This window comes from Streptomyces sp. NPDC059142 (assembly GCF_042755665.1).
Taxonomy (GTDB): Bacteria; Actinomycetota; Actinomycetes; order Streptomycetales; family Streptomycetaceae; genus Streptomyces.
This window is the reverse complement of the sequence record NZ_JBHZDA010000094.1, coordinates 12,410-28,234: the sequence shown is the minus strand read 5'-3', so window position 1 is coordinate 28,234 and position 15,825 is coordinate 12,410. Positions and strand designations below refer to the sequence as shown.

The 15,825-nt window shown below is 72.3% G+C and carries 16 protein-coding genes; 9 read left to right on the top strand and 7 right to left on the bottom strand.

Annotation, left to right across the window (positions count from 1 at the left end; translation table 11 throughout):
- The 3 genes from ACFXPK_RS26790 to ACFXPK_RS26780 form a co-directional block, all read right to left on the bottom strand.
- Positions 1-615: NADH-quinone oxidoreductase subunit C (locus ACFXPK_RS26790; protein ID WP_385079368.1), on the bottom strand; the 615-nt coding region annotated here is incomplete at its 3' end.
- Positions 612-1,340, bottom strand: coding sequence for an NADH-quinone oxidoreductase subunit B (locus ACFXPK_RS26785; protein ID WP_385079365.1), 729 nt, complete (start codon positions 1,338-1,340; stop codon positions 612-614). The genes ACFXPK_RS26785 and ACFXPK_RS26790, both read right to left, overlap by 4 nt.
- The gene (locus ACFXPK_RS26780) at positions 1,331-1,723 is read right to left on the bottom strand and encodes an NADH-quinone oxidoreductase subunit A (protein WP_240045916.1); all 393 of its coding nucleotides are present in this window, start codon (positions 1,721-1,723) and stop codon (positions 1,331-1,333) included. The genes ACFXPK_RS26785 and ACFXPK_RS26780 overlap by 10 nt, the downstream gene beginning before the upstream one ends.
- Positions 1,724-1,910: 187 nt before the next feature.
- On the opposite strand from ACFXPK_RS26780, the gene ACFXPK_RS26775 reads away from it, so the two are divergent.
- The 5 genes from ACFXPK_RS26775 to ACFXPK_RS26755 all read left to right on the top strand — a co-directional run bounded on the left by ACFXPK_RS26775 (position 1,911) and on the right by ACFXPK_RS26755 (position 9,296).
- On the top strand, positions 1,911-3,185 hold the full coding sequence (locus ACFXPK_RS26775; RefSeq protein ID WP_384997947.1) for a sensor histidine kinase: 1,275 nt from the start codon (positions 1,911-1,913) through the stop codon (positions 3,183-3,185).
- A gap of 335 nt (positions 3,186-3,520) precedes the next feature.
- Positions 3,521-4,834, top strand: coding sequence for a sensor histidine kinase (locus ACFXPK_RS26770; RefSeq protein ID WP_385079362.1), 1,314 nt, complete (start codon positions 3,521-3,523; stop codon positions 4,832-4,834).
- Positions 4,835-5,128: 294 nt separating this feature from the next.
- Positions 5,129-5,788, top strand: a complete 660-nt coding sequence (locus ACFXPK_RS26765) for a response regulator (protein WP_384997996.1) — start codon at positions 5,129-5,131, stop codon at positions 5,786-5,788.
- A gap of 330 nt (positions 5,789-6,118) precedes the next feature.
- Positions 6,119-8,173, top strand: a complete 2,055-nt coding sequence (locus ACFXPK_RS26760; protein ID WP_385079359.1) for a 2-oxoacid:acceptor oxidoreductase subunit alpha — start codon at positions 6,119-6,121, stop codon at positions 8,171-8,173.
- 121 nt (positions 8,174-8,294) lie between these two features.
- Positions 8,295-9,296 (top strand): 2-oxoacid:ferredoxin oxidoreductase subunit beta, encoded by a 1,002-nt coding sequence (locus tag ACFXPK_RS26755; RefSeq protein ID WP_385079371.1) that lies wholly within the window; start codon positions 8,295-8,297, stop codon positions 9,294-9,296.
- 204 nt (positions 9,297-9,500) lie between these two features.
- Here ACFXPK_RS26755 and ACFXPK_RS26750 read toward each other — a convergent pair whose 3' ends face one another.
- Positions 9,501-9,875, bottom strand: a complete 375-nt coding sequence (locus ACFXPK_RS26750) for a winged helix-turn-helix transcriptional regulator (protein ID WP_384997957.1) — start codon at positions 9,873-9,875, stop codon at positions 9,501-9,503.
- A gap of 111 nt (positions 9,876-9,986) precedes the next feature.
- On the opposite strand from ACFXPK_RS26750, the gene ACFXPK_RS26745 reads away from it, so the two are divergent.
- From ACFXPK_RS26745 to ACFXPK_RS26735, 3 genes are all read left to right on the top strand, one after another.
- Positions 9,987-10,847, top strand: coding sequence for an SDR family oxidoreductase (locus tag ACFXPK_RS26745; RefSeq protein WP_385079356.1), 861 nt, complete (start codon positions 9,987-9,989; stop codon positions 10,845-10,847).
- Between the two features lie 161 nt (positions 10,848-11,008).
- Positions 11,009-12,055, top strand: a complete 1,047-nt coding sequence (gene rarD, locus ACFXPK_RS26740) for an EamA family transporter RarD (protein ID WP_385079353.1) — start codon at positions 11,009-11,011, stop codon at positions 12,053-12,055.
- A 162-nt stretch (positions 12,056-12,217) separates the two neighbouring features.
- Positions 12,218-13,090, top strand: coding sequence for a GyrI-like domain-containing protein (locus ACFXPK_RS26735; protein WP_384997966.1), 873 nt, complete (start codon positions 12,218-12,220; stop codon positions 13,088-13,090).
- Positions 13,091-13,160: 70 nt separating this feature from the next.
- Here the strand turns inward: ACFXPK_RS26735 and ACFXPK_RS26730 are convergent, their stop codons facing one another.
- From ACFXPK_RS26730 to ACFXPK_RS26720, 3 genes are all read right to left on the bottom strand, one after another.
- A complete protein-coding gene (locus ACFXPK_RS26730) occupies positions 13,161-14,261 on the bottom strand; it encodes a winged helix DNA-binding domain-containing protein (protein ID WP_385079350.1) in 1,101 nt (366 codons plus the stop codon).
- A 7-nt stretch (positions 14,262-14,268) separates the two neighbouring features.
- Positions 14,269-14,574 carry an aldo/keto reductase gene (locus tag ACFXPK_RS26725; protein ID WP_385079347.1) on the bottom strand — a complete coding sequence of 102 codons (306 nt, stop codon included), beginning with the start codon at positions 14,572-14,574 and terminating at the stop codon, positions 14,269-14,271.
- A gap of 207 nt (positions 14,575-14,781) precedes the next feature.
- On the bottom strand, positions 14,782-15,204 hold the full coding sequence (locus tag ACFXPK_RS26720) for a VOC family protein (protein WP_384997972.1): 423 nt from the start codon (positions 15,202-15,204) through the stop codon (positions 14,782-14,784).
- Between the two features lie 155 nt (positions 15,205-15,359).
- Between ACFXPK_RS26720 and ACFXPK_RS26715 the strand changes: the two genes are divergently transcribed.
- The coding region (locus ACFXPK_RS26715; RefSeq protein ID WP_385079344.1) for a helix-turn-helix transcriptional regulator at positions 15,360-15,825 on the top strand (466 nt) is incomplete at its 3' end.

The window sequence follows — 15,825 nt, the reverse complement described above, 5'->3', positions numbered from 1 at the left end:
GGCCGGGGCGGGCGGGAGCTGGCCCTTGAGGGGGCCCCATTCGTTCGGGTCGGGGACGCCCGGCGGGAGCATCTGGCGGCGCTTGGGGCCGCCGTGCTCGGACTCGCCCGGCTCCTTCGCGCCCGGCCACGCCTTCGCGACGCGGGCCGCGAGGACGAAGTCCTTGCGCAGCGGGTGGCCTTCGAACGCCTCGGGGAGCAGGAGCGGGACGAGGTTCGGGTGGTCGGTGAAGGCGACGCCGAACATCTCGTGCGTCTCCCGCTCGTGCCAGCCCGCGCCCGCGTAGACCCCGATGGCGGTGGGCAGGACCGCCGCGTCGTGCGGGACGGTCGTACGGACGAGCAGACGGCGGACCGTACCCGGGCCGACGGCGGCGACATGGGCGCAGACCCGGAAGCCCGTGCCCGGTTCGTCGACGGCGCTCAGCCAGTCGAAGTAGGTGAGGCCCAGGGTGGACCGGGCGGTTTCGAGGGCGCTGATCCAGGACGCGGCGGGCACGTCGACCGTGAGCAGGTCGTAGCTCAGCTCGGCCGTGGCACCCTCCCCGAAGATCTCGGCGGCGGCGTCGGGCAGCCGGTCGTAGCCGGCGGCGGAAGCCTGGTCGGAAGGGTTCACGACGTGGACTCCCCCGCCGTGCCGGAACCGGTTCCCGAGCCGGATCCCGAGCCCGAGCCGGATCCCGAGCCCGTGCCCGGTGTCGGCGGGGCCGGCACCAGGCCGCTGCGGAGCGCGGCGGTGGAGGGCCTGCCGCCGGTCGCGTACCGCTCCTTGAGCGACTCGCGGGCGATCTTCTCCTGGAGCTTCAGGATGCCCTGGAGCAGCGCCTCGGGGCGCGGCGGGCAGCCGGGGACGTAGACGTCGACGGGGATGATCTGGTCGACGCCCTTCGTCACCGAGTAGGAGTCCCAGTACGGGCCGCCGCAGTTGGAGCAGGCGCCGAAGGAGATCACGTACTTGGGCTCGGGCATCTGCTCGTACAGCCGCTTGACGGCGGGCGCCATCTTGTCCGTGACCGTGCCGGAGACCACCATCAGGTCGGCCTGGCGCGGCCCCGGCGCGAAGGGGATCACGCCGAGCCGGATGAAGTCGTGCCGGGCCATGGAGGCGGCGATGAACTCGATCGCGCAGCAGGCGAGCCCGAAGTTGAAGACCCAGAGGCTGTAGCGGCGGCCCCAGTTGAGCACGACCTTCATCGGCTCGGGCGCCAGCCGCGAGAGCACCCCGAGGCGTTGGGGATCGGGCAGCGGTACGGGCGCGGAGACCGGGGCCGCGCCGCCGGCCGGGGCGGATCCCGGGGCCGGAGCGGAACCGGCGGCCGGGTCGGCGGGGGTCACGTCCATTCCAGGACGCCCTTCTTCCATGCGTAGAGCAGTCCCACGGCCAGGAAGCCGAGGAAGATGAACATCTCGACCAGCGTCGTGGCCCCGTACCCGGGCGCGGCGAACACGGTCGCCCACGGGAACAGGAAGATCGAGTCGACCGCGAAGATCACGTAGAGGAACGCGTAGACGTAGTAGCGGACCTGTGTGTGGGCCCATCCCTCGCCCACGGGGTCCACCCCGCACTCGTACGTGAGCAGTTTCTCGGGCGTCGGCACCACCGGCCGCAGCAGCCGGCCGGCTCCGAAGGCGACGGCGACGAACAGCACACCGACGACCGCGAGCAGCCCGACAACCGAATAGCTCTGGAAGTAGTCCGACGCGAGAACGGTCGGTTGCGACACGTCCGCCCCTCGCTCCCTGACCTCATAGCGACTTCATCGACTTCTTCGACGATCTGTACGGACGGGAGTCTAGGCCCTGCTAAAGAAACGGTAAGCAGCCCGTCTCGCATAGTGGGGTTATCCCCACCGTCAACTCACCCAGCTACCCCATGGCGCCCGGCTTCCGGGCCGGGCACGCTTGGCTCTTATGACCGCGAGACCGGCCGCCCACCACGGCCTCCCCGACGACGGCCGGCCGCCCCCGGCGCGTTTCGCGTACGACCGGCACACCTGGAAGGAGATCGCCTATCTCCTGAGCAATCTGCCGGTGGCGGTGGCCGGTTTCCTCTATGCGACGTTCACGCTCTTCACCGGCGTGGGCCTCTCGGTGACCGTCATCGGGCTGCCGTGGCTGGTCGCCGGGCTGACCGGCGCGCGGCTGATCGGCCGGGCGGAGCGTGCGCGGGCGCGCGCGCTCCTCGGTATACGGATCGACGAGCCGAGCCCCCTGCACGGCTCCCGGGGCCGCAAGCGCCGCCGGAAGGACGGAGCGGGAAAGGGCCGAGCCGGAAAGGACGGCACAGGAAGAGGCGGCACCCGGAGGACCGGCGACCCCGAGGGCTTCTTCGGGTGGGTGTGGGCCGGGCTGAAGGATCCGGTGGCGTGGCGGACGATGCTGTACGAGTTCGTCCGGCTGCCCTGGGGGGTGCTGACGTTCTCCGTCACGCTGGTGGGGATCGTCGTGCTCTGGCCGGTCCTGCCGCATGTGGCGCGCGGGCTCACCAACGCCGACCGGGCCATGGCGCGCGGCCTGCTCTCGCCCTCCGACGAGCTGGAACGGCGGATCGCGGAGCTGGAGTCGGACCGCGGGGTGGTCGTGGACACCGCCGCTGCGGACCTGCGCCGGATCGAACGCGACCTGCACGACGGCGCGCAGGCCCGCCTCGTCGCCCTCGCGATGGGGCTCGGGCTCGCCAAGGAGAAGCTGCTGGAGGATCCGAAGGCGGCGGCCGACATGGTGGACGAGGCGCACGGCGAGGTGAAACTCGCCCTCCAGGAGCTGCGGGATCTCGCGCGCGGCATCCATCCCGCCGTCCTCACCGACCGGGGGCTCGACGCGGCGCTGTCGTCCATCGCCTCACGCTGCACGGTCCCGGTGAAGGTGACCGTCGATCTGGGCGAGCGGCCCGCCGAGGCGATCGAGGGCATCGCGTACTTCACCGTCTCCGAGCTCCTCCAGAACGTCAGCAAGCACAGCGCGGCACGCTCGGCGGCCGTCGACGTGTGGCGCGCGGACGAGCGGCTGATGCTCCAGGTACGGGACGACGGGCGCGGCGGCGCGCGACTGGACGGCGGGACGGGGATGGCCGGGCTGGCCGAACGGCTCGGCGCGGTCGACGGGCTCTTCGTACTCGACTCGCCGGAGGGCGGGCCCACGGTGGTCACCGCCGAACTGCCGTGGCGGGAGCGCGGCGGGGCCTGAACCGGCGCGGTACCCGCGCACGCCCTCTCCGTCCCTGTGGGGCCCACGGATCTTCCGTGGGCCCCACAGGCGTGTCAGGCGTCCCCTGGGCCCCACCGGTCCCTCGGGGGTGGGGAAAACCCCAGGGTGAAGAGGGAGACCGGCCTCATGGTGCGCCGGTCCGTGCGCCGGGAGCATGGAGTGAGAACGAAGCCCCCGGCCCCTCGCTCCTCCCGGGCCTCCGTTCCTCCCACCCCCTCGCTCCTTCCGGCTCTTGCTCCTCCCGGCCCGTCGCTCCTCCCCCTCTCTCCACCCCTCCGCCCCTCCCTCGCGGACTCGCAGAACGGACACCTCCGATGGCCATCGACTACGGATCGCGGTCACGCTCCCACGTACTCCCCCGCGCCCTGCGCGCCCCCGTCGAGGGGCGCATGTGGCGCGAGTTCGGTTATCTGCTGCTGAGTCTGCCGATCAGCGTGGCGCTCTTCTGCTACGCGGTGGCCATGACCGCCGCGGGCACCGGGCTGCTCGTCACCTTCCTCGGCATACCGGTCCTGGCCGCCTCGCTGGCCGGCTGCCGGGCCTTCGGCATGCTGGAGCGGGCCCGCGCGCGGGCGCTGCTCGATCTCGACGTGGCGGAGCCCGCGCCGGTCAGGGGCGAGAAGAGCGGCCTGCTGTCCTGGGTCGGCGCGGTCCTGAAGAGCGGCGCGTCCTGGCGCCATCTGCTGTACGCGGTGGTGCACCTGCCGTGGGCGATCGGCGCGTTCGTGCTCTCCCTGACGTTCTGGACCGTGGGCTGGTCGCTGTTCCTCTACCCGCTGTGGCAGTGGGTGTTCCCCTCCCACCTGGACCAGCCGGGCATCGGCATCAACGTGGACGCCGCGGGCAACGGCTTCTACGCCGACACCCCCTTCGAGATCGCCGTCGTCTGCGTCCTCGGGTTCCTGCTGGTGCTGCTCTCCCCCTGGCTGATCCGCGGACTGTCGGGCGTGGACCGGGTGCTGGTCCGCGGTCTGCTCGGCCCGTCCCTGCTGGCCAGCCGGGTCTCCGAACTGGAGTCGGACCGCGGGGTGGTCGTGGACACCGCCGCCGCGGACCTGCGCCGGATCGAACGCGACCTGCACGACGGTGCGCAGGCCCGCCTCGTCGCCCTCGCGATGGATCTGGGGCTGGCGAAGGAGAAGCTGGCCGAGGACCCGCGCGCCGCCGCCGCCATGGTCGACGAGGCGCACGGCGAGGTGAAGACCGCCCTCCAGGAGCTGCGGGACCTGGCGCGCGGCATCCATCCCGCGGTCCTCACCGACCGGGGGCTCGACGCGGCGCTCTCCGCGATCGCGTCCCGCTGCACGGTCCCGGTGACCGTGCAGGTCGACCTGCCGGCCAGGCCCGCCGCGGCGATCGAGGGCATCGCGTACTTCACCGTCTCCGAACTCCTCCAGAACGTCAGCAAGCACTCCCGGGCCCGGCGGGCCACGGTGGACGTCTGGCGGACGGAGAGCCGGCTGATGCTCCAGGTCACGGACGACGGCGTGGGCGGGGCGGACGCGGCGGCGGGCAGCGGGCTCGCCGGGCTGACGGAGCGGCTGGACGCGGTGGACGGCGTCCTGGTCGTGGACTCCCCGGCGGGCGGCCCGACGACGATCACGGCGGAACTGCCCTGGCGCGGCTGACACGGCCCGCCGTGCCGTACGCGCGGAGCCGTACACGCGGAGCCGTACGCACCAGGCCCTGCGCGCAGGACCGTACACACCGTGCCCCACGCACAGGGCCGTACGGCGCAACCACCACCAGCGGCGCGAGCGCTCTCCGCCCCCGCGGGCCCCGGCCCTCGGGGGCTGCCGCGCGCCGTGCCCACGCCCGGCGGAATTCGGTACGGGAGGCCACGGCGCCATCCGAATGCTGGGATGCTGGGGAGCACGGGGCGACACACATCGACATGGGGGCTGAAGGTCGTGGAGGACAGGGTGCGGGTGGTCATCGCCGAGGACTCAGTGCTGCTCAGGGAGGGCCTGACCCGGCTGCTGACCGACCGCGGGCACGACGTGGTGGCCGGTGTCGGTGACGGGGACGCGCTGGTCAAGACCGTCGGCGAGCTGGCGGACCGGAACAGCCTGCCGGACGTGGTGGTGGCGGACGTACGGATGCCGCCGACCCACACCGACGAGGGGGTACGGGCGGCCGTACGGCTGCGCAAGGACCATCCGGGGATAGGCGTGCTGGTGCTGTCGCAGTACGTCGAGGAGCAGTACGCGACCGAGCTGCTGGCGGGGAGCAGCCAGGGCGTCGGCTACCTGCTCAAGGACCGGGTGGCCGAGGTACGGGAGTTCGTGGACGCCGTGGTCCGGGTGGCCAGGGGCGGTACGGCGCTGGACCCCGAGGTGGTGGCGCAGCTCCTGGGCCGGAGCCGGAAGCAGGACGTGCTGGCGGGGCTGACGCCGCGTGAGCGCGAGGTGCTCGGGCTGATGGCGGAGGGGCGGACGAACTCGGCGGTCGCCAAGCAGCTCGTCGTGAGCGACGGGGCGGTCGAGAAGCATGTGAGCAACATCTTCCTGAAGCTCGGCCTCTCCCCGAGTGACGGGGATCACCGCCGGGTTCTGGCCGTGCTGACGTATCTGCGGAACTGACCGGTCCGCTCCGGCCCGGGGGGTCCGCCGGGTCCGGCGGCCCGCCCCGGGCCGGGTGGCTCCGGACGGTCCGGCGGGCCGCCCGCGCCCGCGCGCCGTAGGTCGGAAGCCCTACACCCAAAGAATGAGAGCGGAGCGCTCGGCACGGGAGGGACCAACGGTCGGGTAAACCGCGACAAAGACGACAAATTGGTACGCCGCGGCGTCTCAAAAGAGCGTCCACCATCCGGCTGTCCCAGGGAAGGCGACCCTTACCCACGTAGGGTGGTATCCGGACTGCCGGGCGGCCGGTCGGTCCCGAGCCGCCGCCTCGTAGGGAGGTCCAGTTCAGTGACCAGCCAGGTCAGTAGCCCAGCCGAGCAGGCCGATGAGGCCAACGACGCGAGCGAGCCGAGCGATTCCGGCGACGCGGTCCTGTCGGGCGGCAGCCCGGCCGACGGAAGCACCGGAGGGACCGGGGACGGGACCGGGAGCGGTGCCGAAGGGAAGCCCGAAGGAACCGACGGGACCCGCGGCGCCGGCGGGACCGGCGAGAAGGAGGTCCGCCGGCTGGAACGGGTGATCATCCGTTTCGCGGGTGACTCCGGTGACGGGATGCAGCTCACGGGTGACCGGTTCACCTCCGAGACCGCGTCGTTCGGGAACGACCTGTCGACCCTGCCGAACTTCCCCGCCGAGATCCGGGCCCCCGCAGGCACCCTGCCGGGCGTCTCCTCGTTCCAGCTCCACTTCGCCGACCACGACATCCTGACCCCCGGCGACGCGCCGAACGTGCTGGTCGCGATGAACCCGGCGGCGCTGAAGGCCAACATCGGCGACGTGCCGCGCGGCGCGGACATCATCGTCAACACCGACGAGTTCACCAAGCGCCCCATGGCCAAGGTCGGGTACGCGGTCTCCCCGCTGGAGGACGGCTCGCTCGACGGCTACCAGGTCCACCCGGTGCCGCTGACGACGCTGACGATCGAGGCGCTGAAGGAGTTCGGACTCTCCCGCAAGGAAGCGGAGCGTTCGAAGAACATGTTCGCGCTCGGTCTCCTGTCATGGATGTACCACCGGCCGACCGAGGGAACGGAGCGCTTCCTCCGGGCCAAGTTCGCGAAGAAGCCGCAGATCGCCGAGGCGAACGTGGCCGCGTTCCGGGCGGGCTGGAACTTCGGCGAGACGACCGAGGACTTCGCGGTCAGTTACGAGGTCGCCCCGGCGGACGCCGCGTTCCCGGCGGGCACGTACCGCAACATCTCCGGGAACCTCGCCCTCTCGTACGGTCTGGTCGCCGCCGGCCACCAGGCGGAGCTGCCGCTCTACCTCGGCTCGTACCCGATCACCCCGGCCTCCGACATCCTGCACGAGCTGTCCAAGCACAAGAACTTCGGCGTGCGGACCTTCCAGGCCGAGGACGAGATCGCGGCCATCGGCGCGGCGCTCGGCGCGGCCTTCGGCGGCTCGCTCGCCGTGACCACCACCTCGGGCCCCGGAGTGGCGCTCAAGTCGGAGACCATCGGGCTCGCGGTCTCCCTGGAGCTGCCGCTGCTGGTCGTCGCCATCCAGCGCGGCGGCCCCTCCACCGGGCTGCCCACCAAGACGGAGCAGGCCGACCTGCTCCAGGCGATGTACGGGCGCAACGGCGAGGCCCCCGTCCCGGTGGTCGCGCCGCGCACCCCGGCCGACTGCTTCGACGCCGCGCTGGAGGCCGCGCGGATCGCGCTGGTCTACCGCACCCCGGTGTTCCTGCTCTCGGACGGCTACCTCGCCAACGGCTCCGAGCCCTGGCGCATCCCGGAGCCGGACGAACTCCCCGATCTGCGGGTCCGGTTCGCCACCGGCCCCAACCACGAACTGGCCGACGGCACCGAGGTGTTCTGGCCGTACAAGCGCGACCCCCAGACCCTGGCCCGCCCCTGGGCGGTGCCCGGCACCCCGGGTCTGGAGCACCGGATCGGCGGCATCGAGAAGCAGGACGGCACGGGCAACATCTCGTACGACCCGGCCAACCACGACTTCATGGTCCGCACCCGCCAGGCCAAGGTCGACGGCATCCAGGTCCCCGACCTGGAGGTGGACGACCCGGACGGCGCGCGCACGCTCGTCCTCGGATGGGGCTCCACGTACGGTCCGATCACCGCGGCCGTCCGCCGGCTGCGCAAGGCCGGCGAGCCGATCGCGCAGGCCCATCTGCGCCATCTCAACCCGTTCCCGCGCAACCTGGGCGAGATCCTGGCGCGGTACGACAAGGTCGTGGTCCCGGAGATGAACCTCGGTCAGCTCGCGACGCTGCTGAGGGCGAAGTACCTGGTCGACGCCCACTCGTACAACCAGGTCAACGGCATGCCGTTCAAGGCGGAACAGCTCGCCACGGCCCTCAAGGAGGCCATTGATGTCTGAGACGACCATGTCCGGCACACCCGCGTCCGGGGCGACCCCGGGCGGGCCGCGCACGCCGGCCGCCTCGTCCCTCGCGGGCGAGCTGCTGTCCCTGGTCCCCAAGGCCACGGCCAAGCAGTCCATGAAGGACTTCAAGTCGGACCAGGAAGTGCGCTGGTGCCCCGGCTGCGGCGACTACGCGGTGCTGGCCGCGGTCCAGGGCTTCATGCCCGAGCTGGGCCTGGCCAAGGAGAACATCGTCTTCGTCTCCGGCATCGGCTGCTCCTCCCGCTTCCCGTACTACATGAACACGTACGGGATGCACTCCATCCACGGCCGCGCCCCCGCGATCGCCACCGGGCTCGCGACCTCGCGCCGCGATCTCTCGGTCTGGGTGGTCACGGGCGACGGTGACGCGCTCTCCATCGGCGGCAACCACCTCATCCACGCGCTGCGCCGGAACGTCAATCTGAAGATCCTGTTGTTCAACAACCGGATCTACGGACTGACCAAGGGGCAGTACTCCCCCACCTCCGAGGTCGGGAAGATCACCAAGTCGACCCCGATGGGCTCGCTCGACGCGCCCTTCAACCCGGTGTCGCTGGCGATCGGCGCGGAGGCGTCGTTCGTGGCCCGTACGGTCGACTCGGACCGCAAGCACCTCACGGAGGTGCTGAGACAGGCCGCGGAGCACCCCGGTACGGCGCTGGTGGAGATCTACCAGAACTGCAACATCTTCAACGACGGCGCCTTCGAGGTCCTCAAGGACAAGGAGAAGGCCGAGGAGGCCGTGATCCGGCTGCAGCACGGGCAGCCGATCCGCTTCGGCGCGGGCGGCTCGAAGGGCGTGGTCCGTGACCAGGCCACCGGCGATCTCCAGGTCGTGGCCGTCACCCCGGAGAACGAGTCGCGGATCCTCGTCCACGACGCGCACGCGGCCAGTCCGACCACCGCGTTCGCGCTCTCGCGGCTCGCGGACGCGGACACGCTGCACCACACGCCGATCGGGGTGCTGCGCAGTGTGAAGCGTCCGGTGTACGACACGCTGATGTCGGACCAGCTCGACGCGGCCGTCGAGCAGCGCGGCAAGGGCGACCTGTCGACGATGCTCGCGGGCGGCGACACCTGGACGGTCGTCGGCTGACGCGACACGCCACACGGGGCCCGGCTCTCCTCATCCGGTACGGACGTACGTATGCGTGTACGTCCGGTACGGGCGGGGGGAGCCGGGCTCCGTCGTTCTCGGGGCCGGGGCCTCGTCGTACGTACGGTCCACGCGCGGGGCGGGCTCCGTCGTACGCGCGGGGCGGGCCTCGCCGTACGTACGGTCCGGGCCTCGTCGCCCCGTTCAGCCGGTCCGGGCCTCGTCGTACACCTCGCGCGCCTTGAGCACCTCCTCCGCGCGCCGCTCCGTCCAGCGCGCCAGCGCCCACACCTGCTCGGCGGCCTCCCGCCCCAGCGCGGTCAGCGAGTAGTCGACGCGTGGCGGGATGACGGGCCTGGCGTCACGATGGACGAAGCCGTCGCGCTCCAGGGTCTGGAGGGTCTGCGCGAGCATCTTCTCGCTGACCCCGCCGATCTCGCGGCGCAGCTCGCTGAAGCGGTACGAGCGCTCCAGCAGCGCGGCGAGGACGAGGACGCCCCAGCGGCTGGTGACGTGCTCAAGGATCAACCGGGAGGGGCACATCTGCCGGTTCACATCGGGCTTCACGCTTACGTCCATGCCAGTACCTTACTTTGAAGTGGGTACTTTCCCTAGGTTAGTGCCACCCCTAGGGTGAGTGAAGAACGCACACGAGCACCGCACACCCCGTACGAACTGGAGAGACCCCCCATGAGCATCGTCGTCACCGGAGCCACCGGACACCTCGGCCGTCTGGTCATCGAGGCCCTGCTGGCCGCCGACGTCCCGGCCGACGGGATCGCCGCCGTCGTACGGAACAAGGAGAAGGCCGCGGGCCTGGTGGCGAGCGGGGTCGAGCTGCGCGTCGCCGACTACGACGACCCCGCCTCGCTGAAGGACGTCTTCCGGGCGGGCGACCGGGTCCTGCTGATCTCCGGCAGCGAGGTCGGCAAGCGCGTGGCCCAGCACGGCGCCGTCATCGACGCCGCGAAGGCGGCGGGCGTCGCCCAGCTCGCGTACACCGGTGTCCTCGGCGGCCCGGACGCCGACTTCGACCTGGCCGAGGAGCACCGGGTGACCGAGCGGCTCATCCTCGAATCGGGGCTGCCGTACACCTTCCTGCGCCACGGCTGGTACACCGAGAACTACACCGAGAACCTGGCGCCCGTGCTGGAGCACGACGCCGTCGTCGCCGCCGCGGGCGAGGGCCGGGTCTCCGCCGCGGCCCGCGCGGACTACGCCGCCGCGGACGCCGCCGTACTGACCGGCGAGGGCCACCTCAACAAGGCGTACGAGCTGAGCGGCGACACCGCGTGGTCGTTCGCCGAGTACGCGGCGGAGCTGTCGCGCCAGACCGGCAGGACCATCGCGTACACGAGCGTGCCGGCCGAGACCCTGCGGGGAATCCTGGTCGGCGCCGGGCTGCCCGAGCCGCTGGCGGCCATCCTCGCCGACGTGGACGTGGCGATCGGGCGCGGGCGCCTCGCGGGCACCTCGGGCGAGCTGGCACGGCTCGCGGGCCGGCCGACCACCCCGCTCGCCGACACGATCGCCGAGGCGCTCGCCTCCTGACGGCCCACCCGGCCCACCCGGCCCACCCGGCCCGCCTGACCCACCCCGCCCCGGCCGCGCCCGTCATGACCGTATGACGATACGGACATGACATCGCACCCCGTGCCCCGCTACCTTCGTCGGAGACGGGCTCGGGGCGGCGCGCGCGGCGGGGAGGGTCAGTGAAGTCGGAGAGCGAACAGCGGACGGGACTGCTGTACGGGATCGGTGCCTACGGGATGTGGGGACTGGTCCCGATGTTCTGGCCGCTCCTCCAACCGGCCGGGGCGATGGAGATCCTGGCCCACCGGATGGTCTGGTCGCTGGCCGTCGTGGCGGTCGCCCTGCTGGCGCTGCGCCGCTGGGCCTGGCTGGGCGTACTGCTGCGGCAGCCCCGCAAGCTGGCGCTCATCACGCTCGCCGCCGCCACGATCACCGTCAACTGGGGCGTCTACATCTGGTCGGTCAACGCCGGCCATGTGGTCGAGGCGTCCCTGGGGTACTTCATCAACCCGCTGGTGACCATCGCCATGGGCGTGCTGCTGCTCAAGGAGCGGCTGCGCCCCGCCCAGTGGGCGGCGGTCCTCATCGGGTTCTCCGCGGTGGTGGTGCTCGCCGTGGGCGCCGGGAGGCCCCCGTGGGTCTCCCTGACGCTGGCCTTCTCGTTCGCGATCTACGGCCTGGCCAAGAAGAAGGTCAACCTCGGCGGCCTGGAGTCGCTGTCGGCGGAGACCGCGGTGCTCTTCCTGCCCGCCCTCGGCTATCTGCTCTGGCTGAGCACGACCGGCACCGCCACCGCCGGCTCGGAGGGCCCCGGCCATCTCGCGCTGCTGGCGTCGACCGGACTCGTCACCGCCGTACCGCTGATCTGCTTCGGCGCGGCGGCGATCCGGGTCCCGCTGTCGACGCTGGGGCTGCTCCAGTACCTGGCGCCGGTCTTCCAGTTCCTGCTGGGCGTCCTCTACTTCCACGAGGCGATGCCGGCCGAGCGCTGGGCCGGGTTCTCGCTCGTGTGGCTGGCGCTGACGATCCTGACCTGGGACGCGCTGCGGACGGCGCGCAGGACGCGGGCGGAGGCGGCACGGCTGACGGCCCGCGCCCGCGAGCGCGCGGACGGGGCGATGCCGCCGGCCACCCTGTCGGCCATCCCGTCGGCCACCGAGCCGGTGATCCCCCTCACCACGCCACCGCTCACCCCGGAACCGGCGGCGGGCGACGCGGAGCGCTAGACCGCGCGGCGACTCAGGGCGCGTGCGGGGCGGTCGGGACCGGGCACGACAGGACCCGACCGGACCGGACCGGACCGGACCCGACAGCACCGGGCACAGAACGTCGGGCCGGGCGGGCCGGCTCCTTCCTACCGTAAGGAATCGAACGGGAAGGAGGCCGGAGTGCTGGAACGGCTCAACCAGGCCATGGAGCACATCGAGGACCACCTCGACCGGCGGGTCGAGGTGGCCGACCTGGCCCGGATCGCGATGACGTCGGAGTACCACCTCCGGCGGCTGTTCTCCGCGCTGGCGGGGATTCCCCTCTCGGAGTACGTCCGGCGCAGGCGGCTCACGGTCGCGGGCGCCGATGTGCTGGCGGGGAACCCCACGCTGCTGGAGATCGCGGTGCGGTACGGCTACACGTCGGGCGAGGCGTTCGCGCGGGCGTTCCGCGCGATGCACGGCGTCGGCCCCGGCGAGGCCAGGCGGTCCGGTGCGAGCCTGCGCTGCCAGCCACGGCTGTCCTTCCGTCTCACCGTCGAAGGGAGCAGCAGCATGCGATACCGGATCGTGGAGAAGAGCGAGTTCCATGTGGTCGGCAGGAAGATACGGGTCCCCCTGGTGCACAACGGGATGAACCCGGCCATCGCCGACTTCATCCGGGGCATCGGCAAGGAGACCCTGGACCGCATAGATGGGCTGTCCGACCAGCAGCCGAACGGAATCGTGGGGGTGAGCGACAACCTCGACCCGAGCCGGGCGGAGGGAACCGAACTCGACTACTACCACGGGGTGGTGACCGGCGCCGCCGCCCCCGACGACCTGGACGCGCTCACCGTCCCCGCAGGCACCTGGGCGGTCTTCGAGAGCTCCGGGCCGTTCCCGCAGACCCTCCAGCACCTGTGGCGGGACGTCTTCACGCAGTGGTTCCCCTCCAACCCGTACCGGAGCCGACCGGGCCCCGAGATCCTGAGAACCCGGCTCTCCGGGAACGGGCCCCGGACGGAGGCCGAGGCGGAACTGTGGATCCCGGTGGAGCGACCCACGCCCTGACGGGCACCGGGGGGGGGTACGGGTCCGGGTCCGGCAAGGCACGCTCCCCACCACCGGAAGCAGGGCACCGTCAGGCCCCGGTGTCGAGGTGGATCTGTTCGATGTCCTCGGCCAGGAAGGTGGCCAGGGCCTGGGCCTCGGTGTGTACGGCTTTCTGTTCCGGGGTGGTGAGGGGGCGCAGGGGGGCGATCCGGAGGTGGTGGTCGCGGACCGTCCAGGTGGCCGTGACGCGTCCGTCGACCAGGACCGTGCGGTGGCCCGCCACCGACAGGCCGAGGTGCGGGGCGTCGATGATGCGGCTGCGGTCGTGGTAGCCGAGGATGGCGTTGTCGAAGGCCGGGAGGAAGCGGACCGGGGCCGGGGTGTCGGGGTCGGGGCGGGGCGCGTCGGGCAGGTCGAGGAGCTGACGGCCCCGTTCGTCGCGGAGGACGACGAGTTCGCCCCGGGTGCGGGCGGCCTTGATCGCGGCGGGCAGGCCGGCGAGACCCGACCAGGCGCGCAGGTCCGCGCCGGCGGCGGGCCCGTACGCGGCGAGATAGCGGTGGAGCAGCCGCTGCCCGACCGGATCGTCACCGTCGCCGGGCAAGGGGTCGATGTCCCGTTCCAGCCAGGTGGCCATCGGCAGGTTCCGTACGCCCGAGGTCCGCTGCCACAGGCCGCGGGGCGGGAGTTGGGCCATCGGGATGAGGGCGGCGACGAGCAGTTCGCCCAGGGCCCGGCGTGGCGGGCCCGGCCAGCGGTCTTCGAGGGCCTGGACGAGTTCGCGCATGGTGCGGGGTTGCCGGTCGGCCATCACGGCGCGGCCGGCGGCGGCGACCTCGTCGAGGTCGATGCCGGCCAGTTCGCTCCGGTAGGTGCCCAGGACCCGCTGGCGCAGCATGGCATCGTGGCGGGCGCGCCAGGCGAGCGCGTCGTCGGCGGTGACGAGGTGGACGGTGCGGCGCATCAGGTGGGTGCGTACCACCGTACGGCCGGTCAGCGCCTCGTCCAGTTGGCCGGGCCGGAAGCCGGACAGGCGGGACCACAGCCCGGTGAAGGGTTCCTGGGGCTCCTGCGCCTGGAGGCCGCACAGGTGGGCCACCGCCTCCGTCACGGTGGTGTCGGCGCGGGTGAGCAGGTGCTGGCGGGCGAGGGTGGCGCGGTTGAGCGCGCGGGCGTCGAGGACGGTCATGGTCTTCTCAGGCCGCCGCTCGCCCGGGGAGGGGCCGCCGGCGCGGATCCGGGTCGGTGAGTGCGGGTGGTGCGGAGGGGTACGACGTCGTCGCGGCGCGGCGCCCCGCCAGGGCCTTCCCGACGATCTTCCCGGTCTCGCCGTAGCCGTACGCAACGGCGGTGTCGACGGCATCGCCGCCCGCGTCGAGCGCCCGGTGGATCATGCGCGCGCTGTCGCCGTGATCCGGATGGCCCGTCCTGCCGAACACCGTGGTGTCCAGGGTGCGGGCGCTGACCTCGATGCCGGTGCCTCCCGGCTTCCGCGTCCTCACGGTGCCCTCTTCCTTCCGCTGTCGTACGTGTCCGGCGCCCGCGTCCGTCCCACTGTCGTACGTGTTCCGCGCCCGCGTCCGTCCCACTGTCGTACGTGTTCCGCCCGCGCCCGTCCCGCTGTCGCACGTGTTCCGCGCGCGCCCGTCCGGGCGGCCCGAGTCGTGGGCGGCGGTCCGGACGGGCGTGTCCTCGGGGTTCTGCCCCGCTCAGCCGTTGTACGGGGCGGTGACGTCCAGGACCCAGGTGACGCCGAAACGGTCGGTGAGCATGCCGTACAGCGGCGACCACTGCGCGGGCTCCAGCGGACGTACGACGGTCGAGCCCTCGGCGAGCCTGCCCCACAGGGCGGTGATCTCCTCGGTTCCGTCCCCGCGCACGGAGACGAAGAACGGGTTCTCGCCCTGGCTCCACGGCAGCGACGAGGGCACGTCGTAGGCCATGACGTGGAAGCCGTTGTCACCGGCCACCTCGCCCCACATCACCCAGTCCGCCTCGTTCTCGTCCCGCACGGCGCCCGCGTCCTTGTAGGTGAGCGCGACCGTACGCCCGCCGAAGACGGACCCGTAGAAGTCCAGCGCCTCCCGCGCCGTGCCCCGGAAGTTCAGATGTGTGGTGGTCGTGATGGACATGGTTCGCTCCCTGCCTCGATGCGATAGCCGCGCCACCGGCCGTCCGGGCCGTGGCGGCTGCCGTGGTCAGGGGTGGTGCCCCCGGACGGCTCGTATCCCACGATGACAGGGGTAGAGGACAGGTTGTGTCCGCTACCCGGGGGAGAATCGGGGCCATGAACAAGACGTCCTCCCGGCTGCTCACCCTGCTCTCGCTGCTCCAGACGCCCCGTGACTGGTCCGGCGAGGACCTCGCCGGGCGTCTCGACATCACCGCGCGCACCGTACGCCGCGACATCGACCGCCTGCGGGAACTCGGCTACCCGATCACCACCGTCAAGGGACCGGCGGGCGGCTACCGGCTGGACGCCGGCACCCACCTGCCGCCCATGCTCTTCGACGACGGGCAGGCCGTCGCCCTCGCCGTCGCGCTCCAGACCGCCGCCGCCACCGGCACCACCGTCGCCGAGGACGCCGCCCGCGCCCTGGCCACCCTCCGCCAGGTGATGCCGCCCCGACTGCGCCACCGCATCGACCTGCTGCGCGTCACCGCCGTCCGGCCGGCCACGGCCGAGCGCGCCCGCCCGGGCGGCCGCGCGGGGGCGTGTGTGGGGGTGCGCGGCACACCCACCCCCGCGGGAC

Coding starts and splice junctions, on each gene's coding strand:
- ACFXPK_RS26785 (WP_385079365.1), bottom strand. CDS start 1,340: ATGGACGTGACCCCCGCCGACCCGGCCGCCGGTTCCGCTCCGGCCCCG.
- ACFXPK_RS26775 (WP_384997947.1), top strand. CDS start 1,911: ATGACCGCGAGACCGGCCGCCCACCACGGCCTCCCCGACGACGGCCGG.
- ACFXPK_RS26770 (WP_385079362.1), top strand. CDS start 3,521: ATGGCCATCGACTACGGATCGCGGTCACGCTCCCACGTACTCCCCCGC.
- ACFXPK_RS26755 (WP_385079371.1), top strand. CDS start 8,295: ATGAAGGACTTCAAGTCGGACCAGGAAGTGCGCTGGTGCCCCGGCTGC.
- ACFXPK_RS26750 (WP_384997957.1), bottom strand. CDS start 9,875: ATGGACGTAAGCGTGAAGCCCGATGTGAACCGGCAGATGTGCCCCTCC.
- ACFXPK_RS26745 (WP_385079356.1), top strand. CDS start 9,987: ATGAGCATCGTCGTCACCGGAGCCACCGGACACCTCGGCCGTCTGGTC.
- ACFXPK_RS26730 (WP_385079350.1), bottom strand. CDS start 14,261: ATGACCGTCCTCGACGCCCGCGCGCTCAACCGCGCCACCCTCGCCCGC.
- ACFXPK_RS26720 (WP_384997972.1), bottom strand. CDS start 15,204: ATGTCCATCACGACCACCACACATCTGAACTTCCGGGGCACGGCGCGG.